We start from the raw sequence: 14,285 nt of genomic DNA, 5'->3' as shown, positions 1-14,285 counted from the left end.
CGCTGTCGCGTGGGTGTTCCGATCACAGATCACACTGGTGTTGGCACGGTCAAGTGAGCCATTTGCCCTGTTGCGAACCTGTGGCTTGCGCCAGGTGATTTCGCCGTCAAGCCACCAGGCATCCGTGCGCAGTTTGTACGGAACAAAACTCATGCCGATTTGCCCTTTGCTCGGGACAGGCGCAAGGCTCCCAATGCCAACAAGGTAATAATACCGAAAAGGGTTTGAGGTTCCGGTGTGGAAGACCCGCTGAAGCCACTGTTTGGGTAGGCCTGCGCGCTCACGCCAGCCACTTGCGGCAATGGAACCGCAGACTTTCTGACAACTGCGTCGCCTTCGTTCACAATAGCGTTCGAAACCGCTACGAACGAGGTGTAACGAGTCTGCAAATTGAAGCCCAAGCCAAGTTTTGCAATACGGTTCTTCAATTGCCCTTCTTCACCATCCTGAACGGCAATGGCCCGGTCCAGATCAGCGATTTTGCTGCGCGCCCAAGTCAGCGGGATTGAAGCGCTAGTGCTCTGCTCACCCTCTGGATCTGGTTTCGCGGGCAAATTCAGGGACAGAGGCATATTGGCTTTGCGGCCCTGAACCAGCCCCTTGACCTGAACATCGGCCGATCCGCCGCCTTCGTATCGGGCCAAAACACGAACCGAGCCGCCATCGAACAGATCCGGTATCCTCTGCGGAACGACGTCCGTAACATTCAGCCCGCCCCAATCAATCGAGATGTCGGTCAACACGGGTGACTTCAGGTCGCGCGCGAGAGTTTCTGCTACCTCTGAAGCGTGTTCCGTCGGATCGACATAGCGGGCATAACCGCGCCCCTCATCCGCCATGGCATCAAGCAGGTAGCGGTTCACTGACGTGCCCACACCGAATGCATAGATCCGGGCATCGCCGATCCGGCGGCGGATCGTTTTCAACACACGTGCCTCGTTGCCAATGTAGCCGTCGCTCAGGAAAACCACGATGCGCAGAGTGTTGGCGGGTTGCCGGGTTGCAAACGCGTGGCGGATGGCATTGTCGATCTCGGTTCCACCTCCTGCCCGCAAACTGCGCACATAACGCTGGCCCGCTGCAATGTTGCCGCGCGTTGCAGGCACGGCACCGGTCGCAAACTCCGACGACTCGGAGGAAAACCGGATCACACGGAAGTAATCCTCGAGGCGTAGCCCCTTCAACGCGGCCTCCATGAAACGTTTGCTTGCGTCCAAGGGCTCACCGTTCATAGAGCCGGATGTGTCCAGCACAAACACCAGTTCACGGGCCGCGATCTCGTCCGCCTCGGGCATTTTCGGTGGCTCGATCATCAGTGATACAAAGCCGCCCCGCGCGTCGTAGTGCGACAGGACCCCGGCTGTTGTGTCCTCGCCCCCAAGTTCGTAGCGCAGAACTACGTCGCGATTGTCGATCACACGACCATCCGAGAAGGACGCGTCGACCGAGTTCTCGGTCCAGTCAATATCCAATTCATGTGTCGCGCTCTCTAGCATGGAAATTGGAACGGCGGCATCCAAGGTCACATCAAGCGATACCCGTGCGGGATCGATGATATCTGGGATCGTAAGACCGGAAACTGGTGGATATGCGGGGAGCTTTGCGACATTCCAACTGCCCACAGGCCCCGTCGCTGCAGGCTTGCCTTCATCAACTGCGTACTCTGCCAAGACAGGATCCGCTGGGCCTTCATCGCTGTTTGCCCCCCCTTGGTACCGGGGACCAACAACCAATGGTAAAACCAGTTCATACGCACCGTCGATCTTGGGAACCGACTGCACATAACTGAGGGTGACGGCAACGGGCTGGCCCGGCATCAGGTTCGCGATGTTCTGCGTGAACATGTTGGGTCTATGCTGGGTCAGCAGGGCAGCCGCCTTGCCCTCCTGCTCGGCTTTTTTGAACGTCTGTTCCGCCTCGGCCTTACGCTGAATCTGCGCCTGAACCACTTCGTCGCCGACTTGCATCTGCATGGAATAGACGGCCGCATTCTGACTAAGCGGGAAAAGGTATTCCGCAGACATGGGAAATTCCGTGGGGTTGGCGAATATCTGACGGACCCGAACCGTTGCCATATTCCCCTGAATATCAACCTTGAGGTCGGATTTCAGCAATGGCATGTCCACCTCACCCTCCGCAGTAGAGCCTACCACGCGACCGGCAAGGTCATCCACGGTCTGAGCGTATGCCGCGGATGTCCAAACTCCGGGCAGTAGAAAAAATGTCAGAGAAACAATCTGTCGTATCATATGTCCGTTCCTTTGATGGATTGAATGTCGAGGGATGCAAGCGCCGCCGCGTCCAGTTCCGCGCCAAGCTTGGGATCCAACGTCCAGGGTGTGATCCGTTGAACACTGCTCCAGGTGCCGCCCGATCCAGTCATCCAACGCCAGATCGCCTCACCCACGCTGGGTGCGACCTGCCCGGATTGAGATACGTAGCTGACCACTACTCGCCACTGGTCCCCATCGGGGCCAATCGCCTGGTAATAAGCGCTGGGGACGCCGTTGTATCGCGTGCCGAGAAAGCGAACCTTGTATCCCAAACCGCGCAGACAGATTTCAGGCGCATGCAGGTGACGCAAAGGCGCCCGCGAACTGACCACATTCAGACCCAGCGGACCGAATTGCGCCTTTTGCGCTTCGCCGCCATAGGTTTCGAAATAGGTAGCTTCCAGCGGTGTCAGCGGCACGTCCTGAGCCCTGATTCCATGGATTTGGGCTGGCATCTCCGGCCCATTGACCATGCCGGAAATATCCACCGGATCAGGCTTCAGTGAGACAATTGCCAAACTCGCGAGCAGACAGATCAGACCCGCCGGCAAGGAAAGGCTCGTAGACGCGTAACATCTCGATGGGGCGTTGTCGGCAACGCCGGCGTTGCTCGGTCGATAGAACAGTGCAAAGGGCAGAACAGTCAGGCCAAGCGTCACTAATCCTACGAGCGAGTGCCAAGGTTCAGCCATCACATCCAGATCGTTGACAAGACCAATAGCCAGCAAGGAGATACGCAGGCTGTTTCCCAACGCCGCGCAACCGACCATCGCCAACAGGCTTGCCAATGCCGTCAAAAAACGTGGGCGCATGATCGCGTTCTGGGTCACGACAAAGGCCAGCGACAGCAATAGCCCCGAGGCCCCTGAACACGGCAAGTCCACAAGAATATCGCGTTGTTCCAACGTGATACGCACCCCGTCGCAAACAACGTCGGCAAACAACAGCGTTAGCATCTGGCACGAAATTTCCGCCGAGATCATTTGCAACGGAAATCCCAAGGTGCGCTGCAACACCACTTCGGTCGGAAGGGAAAACAGAAACAGCGCTGCCATCCAGAACGGTGACAGGGCAAAGGGTCTTTGTTCCAGGCGCAACAGCCGGACAACGGCAAAGACGTCCACCGCAAGCGCCAGAGCGCTGAGGATATTGATGGCCAATACCTGACCCAATAACCGGATTAAGGCCGCCGTGAACAAAAGCACCAGAACCGGGGCTTTGGCACTGCTTCCATTGGCCTTGCCGCTTAGCAGACTGGCGCAACCCAGACCGACAATCAAAAGGACGTAGAGATACCCGTAAGACCCGTAAGCCGGACTTACCCAACTTTGGACAAGCCAATGCACGGGTTGCGCCGCGAGGATTGCGGAGGCCGCCGCCATTGCGGCCCATGTCAGGGGTTCGGTGATCGTTCTTTTCATACCGCCAGAATTGCGGACGAATGCGCACTTCCTCTGCCTAAGATGTGCAGAATTTCATGAAATCGAGTGCGTTAGGACGCGGCTGGCGCTCGGTACAACCGACGCATCACCATGGGAGTCAGGTACATCGGAATCTGATAGGCACCGATAAAAACCAATATGGGCGCGGTGATGTCGGGCGGCAGAGCGAGAAAAAAAATCGCGACATTTCGGTTTCCGGCGATCAGAGAGATCGCGATGGACTTTTCGGCCGCCATCCGGCCGCGCGTCAGGAAAAACGAAAACACCTGGGTGCCGAAATTGGCCAGACATGCGAACACGAACCAGAAAACCGCGACCCCCGGATCAACCAGCGCGGTCGCAGTGACCGATGGCATCAAACCGATAACAAAGACGGCAAGCGTGATCGTAGCCAGCCCTTCGATGTTCTTAAGGGCCGCCGGGGTTGGGTTGCGCAAGAACAACCGACGCAGCGCGACGGCGGAAAGCGTCGCAACCGCAATCGTCAGGAACAGGCGAAGCACGGCGGTCAGGACAGACTGAATGTCGCCCAGTTCAGGCATCATCAAGAAAATGGGAAACGCAGTCAGTGGCAAAACCGCAGTACCAATCACCATCAGACGCAACGCATGTTCGGCCGGGTATCCCATCATAAGGCACATATTGGCGCTTCCGGAAATCGAAGGTGCAGAGGCCATGATGAGCAGAGACAGGAACACTGCCGTGCCTGTCCAACTGCCCAGAAACCCGATTGCCAGGACCAACATTGGTATGCCCAGCTGAAACGCGGCGACCGTTTTCACCACCTGATGCAGATCCGCCAAAGACCCCAAAAGCGACGCGGGCTCCATTCGCAGCACCGTCAGAAACAACAACAACGCCACCAGCGGCGGTAGCAACGCCCGCATCGGCTCCGCCAATCCCGGCAGCAGCAATCCGGCGGCCAGCCCTGCTACCAGGACGTAAGGCCCATGGCGGGCCGCCAGATGTAGAGGGTTCACTTCCTGCTACCCGCCGGGGCTCTGGCGCAGGTTTTCTGGTAGCCAGGTGGCCAGGTCAGGGAACCAGATCAGGACAAACACCATCAGCACCATGATCAGGAACATCGGGATTGCGGCACGCGCGATATAGCTCATTTCGTGGTTCGTCATGCCTTGCATTACGAACAGGTTGAACCCGATCGGCGGCGTGATCTGCGCCATCTCAACGACGACGACGATGAATATCCCGAACCAGATCAAGTCGATCCCAGCATCGCGGATCATCGGCTCGACCACAGCCATGGTCAGCACCACCGAGGAAATACCGTCCAGGAAACAGCCCAGAACGATATAAAAGACCAACAGAACCATCAGTAGTTCGAACCGCGTCAGTTCCCACCCTGCGATCAGGTCGGCCAACCCGCGCGGAAGACCGGTGAACCCCATGGACAGAGACAGGAATGCAGCCCCCGCAAGGATCAACGCGATCATCGCGCTGGTTCGCGTCGCACCCATCAGGCTTTCGGTGAAGGTCTTCCAAGTGAGCGATCCCTGCCCTGCGGCCAGCAACAATCCTCCGATCACACCAAAGGCAGCCGCCTCGGTCGCGGTGGCATAGCCCAGATACATTGACCCAATCACCACCATGATCAGCAGGATCACGGGCAACAGGAAACGCGAGTTTCTCAGCTTCTCGGAAAAACTCAGCTTGTTTTCGGTGTTCGGGTTCCAGTCTTTCCCGAACTTCGAATAGATCGCGACGTAACCCATGAACATTGTTGCCAGTACCAACCCCGGCAGGATGCCCGCAAAGAACAGCTTGGTGATCGATTCATTGATGGTCACGCCATAGACAATCAGCGTCAGTGAGGGCGGGATCATCAAACCTAGCGTCGCAGCGCCAGTCAGCGTACCAATGATCATCCGCTCGGGGTAGTTGCGTTTGCGCAGTTCAGGGATCGACATTTTGCCGACCGTCGTCAGCGTTGCTGCCGACGATCCGGAAACGGCGGCGAAGACCGTGCAGCCCACGATATTGGTATGCACCAACCCACCGGGCAAAGGCGCCATCCATGGCGAAAGGCCCTTGAACATATCCTCGGATAATCGCGTTCGATACAGGATTTCGCCCATCCAGATGAACATTGGCAGCGCCGTCAGGGTCCATGAAGAGGACGCCGACCAGATGGTTGTGATCATCACATCGCCTACTGGCCGCGTGGTAAACAGTTCCATCCCGACCCACGCGACGCCCATCAGCGCTAGGCCAACCCAGACACCAGTGCCGAGCAGAGTGAAAAGGACAAACAGAAAGAGGATAATGACAGACAGGTTTTCCATGCGCTCACTCCCCGTGGCTTTGATCGGCCAGATCGCGGACGATACGGTGTTCGCCACGGAACAGGACATGGATCAGGTGATCCGTCAGGGCGATGGCCAGAATGACAGCGCCGATTAGCATCGTTGATTGTGGAATCCAGAGCGCGGTTTTGTCCTGCCCCTGGCTGACATCGTTGAACTTCCAGCTCCAGTAGACAAAGCGGTAGGCGTACCAGCAGAAGTACCACATCACGGCGGAACCGATGGCAAAGCACCAGATTTCCAGAATGCGACGCACCCCGTCCGGAACCGCGTTCAACAGGATCGAAACACGTATATGGCTGCCCCGATTCAGCGCATTGGCAAACGCAAGAAATGACGCCGCGGCCATTGCGTAACCGGCGTAATCGGGTGCTCCGGGGAACACCTCGCCTGTCCAACGGGCCAGCATCTGCACCACGATGAGCAGAAGAATGGCGATCAGGCTAAGCGCCGCCAGAACCCCTGCTGCCTGATAAATGAAATCCAGTACGGACCGAAGCCCTCGCAATGCCGCCATGTTGTCCCCGCGTCGTTGTTATTGGATATGAAACGGGCGGCAGTATGCACCGCCGCCCGGAAGGGGATGATTACTGAGACGCGTTGAAGGAATCGACGATTGCTTTGCCCTCGTCGCCCGCGGCCTCAAGCCATTCGTTGGTCATGGTGACGCCAATCTCTTTCAACTCATTCGTCATCTGCTCGGATGCCGGACCAACATTCATGCCGCCATCGCGAAGTCCCTGCAGCGTAAAGCCAGTGTATTCCTTGGCGCGCCAGTTGCCCGCATATTCCGCCAGTTCGGCGCAGGCCTTGATAACGTTCTTGTTCGCGTCGGATACGCCAGCCCATACATCCGAGTTGACCATCACATAGTTGCGCGGCAGCCAGGCATCCACTTCGTAGAAATAGTTCAGGCTTTCCCAGACTTTCCGGTCATACCCGGTCGACCCCGACGACACCATCGAGTCTGCAACACCGGTTGCGAACGCCTGACTGATTTCAGCGGCTTCGATGGTCACTGGAAGCATACCGGTGAGTTCCGCCAAGCGAGATGTCGCGTTGTTGTAGGACCGGAACTTGATGCCTTCCATATCGGCGACCGAGTTCACTTCGTTCTTGAAGTACAGGCCCTGCGGTGGCCACGGCACGGCATAAAGCAAGGTCAGGTTCTGCTCTGCCAACAGCTTTTCAATCGAGGGCTTCGCAGCTTCCCAAAGCTTGGCGCTATCATCAAATGAAGTTGCCAGGAACGGAATGGAATCGAACCCAAACAGCGCGTTTTCGTTCTGGTGACCGGACAGTAGCCGCTCGCCAATCGGCGCTTGCCCGGTCTGAATTGCGCGTTTGATGTCAGCGCCCTTGAACAAGGAACCAGACGGATGGGTGACGATTTCGATCTCACCACCGGTCCCGGTCGTCACGCATTTCGCAAATTCCGCGCCTGTTGCCGAGTGGAAGTTTGACGCCGAATAGGCCATGGGCATATCCCATTTTTCGGCCATCGCCGGAACAGTTGCAGCGGCGGTCAAAGCGGTTGCTGCCAGAAGGCTTGTCAATTTCTTCATCATTTTCTCCCTGTCTAATTCTAAGTTGCCGATGTTTTTCACCAGTATTTATCAAGTCGCGTAACGTGACGGAGCATACACGCTCATGTCAGTGTTCGGCGTCCGACCCGCAATCATTTGCGCCAGCAGACGTCCTGTTTTCGGCCCGCCCGTCAAACCGATGTGATGGTGTCCAAAGCCCATGTATGCACCTTCAACGCCCGGCACCTCGCCGATAACGGGGATCGAGTCCGCCGGTGCGGGCCTGTGTCCCATCCATTCCACTTCCTCCTTCCATGTCACTCCCGGAAAGGCCGCCCGGGCGTTCTTGCGCATCAGATCAAACGGCGCGCGCGAAGGCGCAGCGTCGAGCCCGCCGAATTCGACAATTCCCGCCAGCCGAATGCGTCCCTCCATGGGCGTGGCCACGAACTTGCCCGAGGCCACCATAACCGGACTGCGCGGCATGGCAGAAGGCTCTACCAATTCAAGATGATAACCACGTTCACTTTCAAGAGGAACAGAAACACCCAATTGTTTGGCCAACGGGCCAGACCAGACTCCGGCCGTCACGATTGCCGTGTCGCAGGAAATCGTCTCACCGTCGGCCCGCACGCCCGTCACCCGGCCGTCGTCGCGAACAACATCGTCGACAGAAGCCCGGATAATCCTGCCACCGTTTTCCTCGACATGCGCGGCCAAGTCTTTCACGTATCGGCCCGGGTCAGTGATATGGCCGTGATCCGAGAGTTTTGCAGCGAACCCGATATCTTGGCTGAAGACCGGATCGTAGGCGTGAAAGGCCTGGCCTTCCAGCTCCTCCCAATTAAAGCCGTGCCTGCGCCGGACATCCCAGCCAAAGGCGTCTCCTTCAAAATGGGCGCGGTTTTCGTACAGAAACAAGTAATCAGATGGCACGATCCATTTCTCGGCCCCGGTGCCTTCGGCCAGCGCCTTGTGATCATTCAGACTGTCGCCCACGATCGGCGCCAGCGCGGCTGCAATCCGCTCCACGTCATCAGAGTTCGCGTGTTTCAGATAGCGCGTAAGCCATGGGATTAGCTTCGGTAGATACCCCCATTTCAAGAACAGCGGTTGAGTGGGACTAAGCAGCATTTTCGGCGCTTTGCGAAGCAATCCCGGAACGGTCACCGGAATGATTGAACAAGACGCCAGCACCCCACCATTGCCATGCGAGGTCCCCTCACCTGGCCCAGCTTTGTCGATCAGGATCACGTTGTGACCATCCCGTTGCAGCCAGACGGCTGCCGAAACGCCAACAATACCAGCGCCAATAATGGCTATGGTCTTCTGTACGCTCATGCGGCCACGGCTTTCGACACTGCAAAGTGGTCGAGCCTGCTCAGATCGGGTTTTGCGCCCAAACCCGGGCCGTCGGGGACAATAACCTCGCCCCTCTTCACCTCGAAGGGTTCTTCCAAAATGTCCTCAGCCAGGAAGTATGAGGCCTGATAGAACTCGCAGCCCAAGGTTACTTCCGGTGTCGCGGCGATCATGTGGGTGCCCGCCAGATGCGCCAATCCGGCCTCAAACATATCTCCACCATAGGCGCTCAGGCCATGCGCGGCGGCGATACGGGCAACAGTTTGACCACGTGTCAGACCACCGGATTTCATGATTTTCACCGAAACACCGTCGCAAATTCCTTCACGAGCGGCGCGCTCCATGTCCTCGGGGCCAAAAACACTTTCATCAGCCAGCAAGGGCACATCCGTCATTTGCCGCAGCTTTGCCATCATACCGTAGTGATGTGCCCGCACGGGTTGCTCGATGAAGTCCGGCTTGAACTGCGCCACATCCCGCACCTGAGAAGGCGCGTCCTCGATGCTGAGGCCTTGATTATAGTCGACACGTACCGAGAATTCGGGACAGTTCTGGGCCAAATACTCCAACCGCATGATGTCGAAAGCGTGGTCTTTGAACCCGGTCTTCAGTTTGACGATCCGAACCCCATCTTCCCGCAGGCGCGCGAGCAGTTCGATATCCCGCGAAAAATCAGGATTGGCGATTGAGCAGCTCAATGGGATCGTGTCCCGGCATTTTCCGCCCAACAGAGACCAGACCGGTACGGCGGATATCCTGCCGGCAAGGTCAAGCAAAGCCGTTTCCAGCGCTGCCTTGGCCTCGGTACAATGCGCCACCGCATATGCGGCCCGAGACATTATTGCGGCCCTGTCGGCGACCCTTGCGCCTATGACCAAGGGCCGCAGATAGCGATCGAGCGCCGCGTATGTCGCCTCGGGCGTACCGGTGAACACCGACCAGGGCGACGCCTCGCCAAAGCCCTGAGTGCCATCCTCAGACGTCAGCCGCAGGACAACAACCTCGCAAACACCTTCGACGGACCCAATTCCGTGATCGCGACGGGATGTGACCGGCAGTTCAAGATGCCACAGGTCGTATCCAATGATTTTTTGTGTCAGATCGCCCATTCGTCCTCTCCGCGATGGAACGAAGCCTGCCTTGACCGTCATATCATTTCAAATACTATATTTTCGTAGGTCCATCATAAGAAATGATGAGGTAAACCGTGTCGCTGCGCTTTCGTCAGTTGCAGGCGTTTCACGCCATTATGGAAACCGGAACCGTTACTGGGGCCGCATCGGTGCTTGGAATTTCACAACCCGGCATCAGCAACCTGCTTGCGCAGTTGGAGCGAGAAGCTCGGCTGCCTCTGTTCGAACGCAACAAGGGCCGGCTGCTACCGACCCCCGAGGCAGAGCTGTTGTATCGCGAGGTCGATACTGTGGTGCGCGGCTTGGATCACGTTGCTCAGGCCGTTTCTGATCTGCAGAACAAGCATCCCGGGCAATTGCAGGTGGCGGCCCCTCATCTTCTATCGTTCGGCTTTATGCCGCGAGAGATTGCGCGATTTGCCAAATCACGTCCCAACCTGTCCGTCAGCTTTCAATCGCAGTATTCCTCAAAAATTCAGGAATGGGTCATTTCCGGCCTGTTCGAGATCGGCATCGTCGAGATGCCAATTCTCCACGACACACTGAACTATCAGGTCTTTCACTTCGAAACGGTGGTAACCTTTCCGGAAGGCAGCCATTTGGCCGCTTATGACGTGTTAACGCCAGAGCTTTTGGAAAATGAAGCCTTCATCGTCATGGGCCCCGAACATCAGACCCACCGTCGAACCCGCGACATCTTTCAGGCCGCTGGGCGATCGTGGCAAACCCGGATTCACACGCATTTGTCCGAGAACCTGTTGAGTTTCGTCAAACAGGGTATGGGCGTCGCAATGATCGACCCTTTCACGGTCACGTTCGATGGCGAGAGCGGGTACCAGACCCGCCCATTTAGTCCGGCCGTGACGCTGGACCTTGCCATCATCACAGCCAAGGGACGGCCACTATCGACGATCGCGCAGGAGTTTCTGGCCCAGTTGACCCCGTCGATTGCGTCTTATGCCACCCATTCGGAGACCGGAGCCGCGGCTTCGTGAAGCTGCTGAGAATGAATGTCGACCAGTGTCGGACCATTATGCTCAACGGCTTTCTTCAGGACTTTGCTCAGGTCATCCAGATCTTTCACAGTCCATGATTTGACACCAAAGGCCGAGGCGACGGCGGCATGATCGGTCCGGTTAAAATCAACGTTGTAATAACGCTGACCAAAACCCGCATCCTGACCTGCCTTGATCCATCCGAAGACCGAATTTGAGAACACGATCGAGGTGATCGGCATGTTGTGTCGCACCATCGTTTCAAACTCACCGCAAGTGAAACCGAAGGAACCGTCGCCCATCACCGCCAGCGTCTTGACCGATGGTCGACCCACGTGCGCCCCCATGGCAGCCCCCAATGAATACCCCAACGCACCATGTGCCCGGTTGGTGATAAAGTGTCGCCCTGGCTTGCGCCAACGGTAGTGGGCGCTGAAATAGGGGCAAGGCGTACCGGGATCAGCGACGACAATCGCATCGTCATCAAGAATATCCATCAGCGAGGCCATCACGGCCTCGGGCCGGATCGGAGTTTCCCGGCTGGCGGCAAGCGGGGCAAATGCCGCCATCTTTGCTTCCCACGCCGCACGGGCCTTGGCAGCACCGCCCAGGTTGGGCAGATCGTTCCGCGCCTCCAAGGCGCTCGCCAGTGCCTCAAGCGCAAGCCGGGCATCGGCGCAAATAGCCACCTCGGTCTGATAGTTTGCACCGATGACCATCGGATCACTGTCGATATGAATGATTGTGGTATCCCGCGCGGGGCTGCGCCAGCGTTCCGTCGTGACCGACCCCGCACGGCATCCGACAAAAACGACGACATCGGCTTGATCCACAACGGCCCGAGTCGCCGGAACGCCTCCGTTGGAGCCCACAACGCCCAGCGCGAGCGGGTCGGTTTCGGCAATCGATCCCTGCCCGGAAACAGTCGTCGCAACGGGTATGTCCAACAGGCCCGCAACCCGGCGCAACGCATCAGTGGCCCTGGACAGAACCGGCCCGCCTCCACATACGATGACGGCAGACTTCGACCTGGTAAGAATGTCAGCGGCGGCTTCGATTGCATCCAGATCAGGACCGCCTCGCTCAGCCGGATAGCTGCGGTGTCGGGCATCCGCCCAAATCTCGGCTTCGTCCACCTGCCCCTTTTGCGTGTCGAAGGGCAGAGCTAGATGAGTTGCACCCGGTGTGCCGGTTGTCATCGCCCGAAACGCCGCGCGCACCATCGCTGGCAATCGTGCCGCGTCATCCAGCGAAGCGTTCCATTTCGCCAGCGGTTTGAACAGTGCAGGTTGATCCAACTCGGTCAAAGGGTATTTCCCACGGCTTGTCGTGGCGACATCCGAGGTGATCGCCAGAATGGGAACCGAGCTTTCATTGGCTTCGACCACACCTGGCAGGATATAAGTCGCTCCGCCTCCCGACGGACCTTCGCACACACCCGGCTTGCCGGTCACACGGGCGTAGCCGTCCGCCATGTAAGCCGCGTGCCGTTCGTCCCGCGTCAGAATGTGCTGAATTCCGTGATCCATCCGCGCCAACGCGTCATAGAAGGGCAATGTGGTATCCCCGCACAAGCCGAACATGTGCTTCACGCCATGCGCCTCAAGCATGCGCACCATCGCCTCGGCTCCGGTCAGATAATTCGTCCCTGTCATGGTTTTTGATTCCTTCATATTCGACCTGCACACAGAACTGTATACAGTTTTGTATATTGATTTCAAGCGCGGCCTGTGGCACCTGTGGGCCGAAGGAAAAAGGACGATTTCCATGGCAGGTCCACGCGTTGACGACATCTACGATCAGGTAAAGGCGATGGCCGTCTCGTTTCGGCTTCGGCCCGGCGACAGGTTGAACGAAGTAGCGCTATCAAAAGAACTGGGAGTCAGTCGGACCCCCTTGCGAGAAGCGTTGAACCGGCTGGTCGCCGAACGGCTGTTCAATTTTCGCCCCGGCCAGGGGTTTTTCTGCCGCCCGCTGGATGCGCAAAGCGTGTTTGACCTGTTCGAACTGCGCCAGATTATCGAGGTCGCCGCTGTGCGTGCCGCCTGTGAAAAAGCGTCTGACGAAGAACTTCAGGCGCTGCATGATGAGCTTTATGCGACAGGCATTGAAATCACCGGCCTGACGATCGAAGAAGCCGTCAGCAGGGACGAGGCATTCCATCTGGGCATCGCCAACCTGTCCGGCAACAACGAACTGCTACAGACCCTGATCCGGATCAACGAGCGAATCCGCTATATCCGCTGGATTTCAATGAGTCTGGACCGGGTTCAGCGTTCGAAGGACGAACACAAGCGGGTCATGCAGGCCCTTCTCAACCGCGAGGCGGATGAGGCTGCACATGTGTTGGGCGCTCACATTACCAAACGTATGGATCAGGTGCAGGACGCTGTACGCCACGGGATTTCCAGCATCTACATGGAAGGGTCCGAAGACATCTCGGCCCGCATCATCGAGGAGGCATAATGATGATCGCGCAAGGCGGAAAATCCATATACGGCGCATCTGTTGGCATTCTCATGCTGGATGCCCAATTCCCTCGAATCCCCGGCGATATGGGGAATGCGCTGACATGGCCGTTTCCGGTGCTCTACCGCATCGTGCGGGAAGCCTCGCCGGATCGGGTGGTCCGGCACAGGGCCGAAGGTATGCTGGATGCGTTCATCGACGCCGCGCGCGAACTGGTCAAAGATGGTGCAGATGGCATCACCACAAATTGCGGATTCCTGTCCCTGTTCCAGCAAGAACTGTCAGAGGCGGTCCCGGTCCCGGTCGTGACATCCTCGCTGATGCAGGTCGACATGGTGAACCGCATTCTTCCCGCCGGGAAACGCGCTGGTATTCTGACGATATCAGCATCCACGCTAACCAAAGATCACCTGCGCAGCGCCCAGGTGCCCGACGGGACACCCATCGGCACTACAGAAGGCGGGAGCGAATTCACCCGCGCGATTCTGGGGAACGAACTGACATTGGACGTCGACAAGGCGCGCACAGACAACGTTGACGCTGCGCTGGCCTTGCAATCCGAAAATCCTGACCTTGGCGCCGTCGTTTTGGAGTGCACGAATATGTGCCCGTACGCCGCAGATATTCGGCAAGCGACGGGGTTGCCGGTCTTTTCCATTGTGACATTGGTCAGTTGGTTTCAGGCCGGACTCGTGCCGCCGCGCTTCACTGAGGCCTGACCAAAGCGCCCGCGTTCAAAAAACGCACCAAGACGTGCATTGCGC

At 57.7% G+C, this 14,285-nt stretch carries 12 protein-coding genes; 3 read left to right on the top strand and 9 right to left on the bottom strand.

Features of this window, described 5'->3' with window-relative positions; genetic code table 11:
- Window positions 1–149 precede the first annotated feature (149 nt).
- From ACR0AA_RS14390 to ACR0AA_RS14355, 8 genes are all read right to left on the bottom strand, one after another.
- The gene (locus ACR0AA_RS14390; RefSeq protein WP_480756298.1) at window positions 150–2,249 is read right to left on the bottom strand and encodes a VIT and vWA domain-containing protein; all 2,100 of its coding nucleotides are present in this window, start codon (window positions 2,247–2,249) and stop codon (window positions 150–152) included.
- Entirely contained in the window at window positions 2,246–3,694 is a 1,449-nt protein-coding gene (xrtT, locus tag ACR0AA_RS14385; protein WP_480756297.1) for an exosortase T, read from the bottom strand. Before xrtT ends, ACR0AA_RS14390 begins: the two co-directional genes overlap by 4 nt.
- A gap of 71 nt (window positions 3,695–3,765) precedes the next feature.
- The gene (locus ACR0AA_RS14380; RefSeq protein ID WP_480756296.1) at window positions 3,766–4,695 is read right to left on the bottom strand and encodes a hypothetical protein; all 930 of its coding nucleotides are present in this window, start codon (window positions 4,693–4,695) and stop codon (window positions 3,766–3,768) included.
- A 6-nt stretch (window positions 4,696–4,701) separates the two neighbouring features.
- Window positions 4,702–6,015: a TRAP transporter large permease gene (locus ACR0AA_RS14375; RefSeq protein ID WP_480664743.1), complete on the bottom strand. Its 1,314-nt coding sequence runs from the start codon at window positions 6,013–6,015 to the stop codon at window positions 4,702–4,704.
- Between the two features lie 4 nt (window positions 6,016–6,019).
- The gene (locus ACR0AA_RS14370) at window positions 6,020–6,553 is read right to left on the bottom strand and encodes a TRAP transporter small permease (protein ID WP_480664744.1); all 534 of its coding nucleotides are present in this window, start codon (window positions 6,551–6,553) and stop codon (window positions 6,020–6,022) included.
- Window positions 6,554–6,623: 70 nt separating this feature from the next.
- Window positions 6,624–7,601: a TRAP transporter substrate-binding protein gene (locus ACR0AA_RS14365; protein WP_480664745.1), complete on the bottom strand. Its 978-nt coding sequence runs from the start codon at window positions 7,599–7,601 to the stop codon at window positions 6,624–6,626.
- 51 nt (window positions 7,602–7,652) lie between these two features.
- The gene (locus ACR0AA_RS14360; RefSeq protein ID WP_480756295.1) at window positions 7,653–8,903 is read right to left on the bottom strand and encodes an NAD(P)/FAD-dependent oxidoreductase; all 1,251 of its coding nucleotides are present in this window, start codon (window positions 8,901–8,903) and stop codon (window positions 7,653–7,655) included.
- A complete protein-coding gene (locus ACR0AA_RS14355; RefSeq protein ID WP_480664747.1) occupies window positions 8,900–10,033 on the bottom strand; it encodes an enolase C-terminal domain-like protein in 1,134 nt (377 codons plus the stop codon). The genes ACR0AA_RS14360 and ACR0AA_RS14355 overlap by 4 nt, the downstream gene beginning before the upstream one ends.
- A gap of 98 nt (window positions 10,034–10,131) precedes the next feature.
- Between ACR0AA_RS14355 and ACR0AA_RS14350 the strand changes: the two genes are divergently transcribed.
- Window positions 10,132–11,052, top strand: a complete 921-nt coding sequence (locus ACR0AA_RS14350) for a LysR family transcriptional regulator (protein ID WP_480664748.1) — start codon at window positions 10,132–10,134, stop codon at window positions 11,050–11,052.
- On the opposite strand, the gene ACR0AA_RS14345 is transcribed toward ACR0AA_RS14350, so the two are convergent.
- Window positions 11,013–12,707, bottom strand: coding sequence for a thiamine pyrophosphate-binding protein (locus tag ACR0AA_RS14345; protein WP_480664749.1), 1,695 nt, complete (start codon window positions 12,705–12,707; stop codon window positions 11,013–11,015). The two genes, ACR0AA_RS14350 and ACR0AA_RS14345, sit on opposite strands and share 40 nt — an antisense overlap.
- A 112-nt stretch (window positions 12,708–12,819) precedes the next feature.
- Here ACR0AA_RS14345 and ACR0AA_RS14340 point away from each other — a divergent pair, with 112 nt between their 5' ends.
- Window positions 12,820–13,518, top strand: a complete 699-nt coding sequence (locus ACR0AA_RS14340) for a GntR family transcriptional regulator (protein WP_480756294.1) — start codon at window positions 12,820–12,822, stop codon at window positions 13,516–13,518.
- 2 nt (window positions 13,519–13,520) lie between these two features.
- The gene (locus tag ACR0AA_RS14335) at window positions 13,521–14,240 is read left to right on the top strand and encodes an aspartate/glutamate racemase family protein (RefSeq protein ID WP_480756334.1); all 720 of its coding nucleotides are present in this window, start codon (window positions 13,521–13,523) and stop codon (window positions 14,238–14,240) included.
- Window positions 14,241–14,285: the final 45 nt, after the last annotated feature.

The sequence above is a fragment of the Ruegeria sp. CE8 genome, from assembly GCF_056537465.1.
This window is presented reverse-complemented; position numbering and strand designations above follow the sequence as displayed.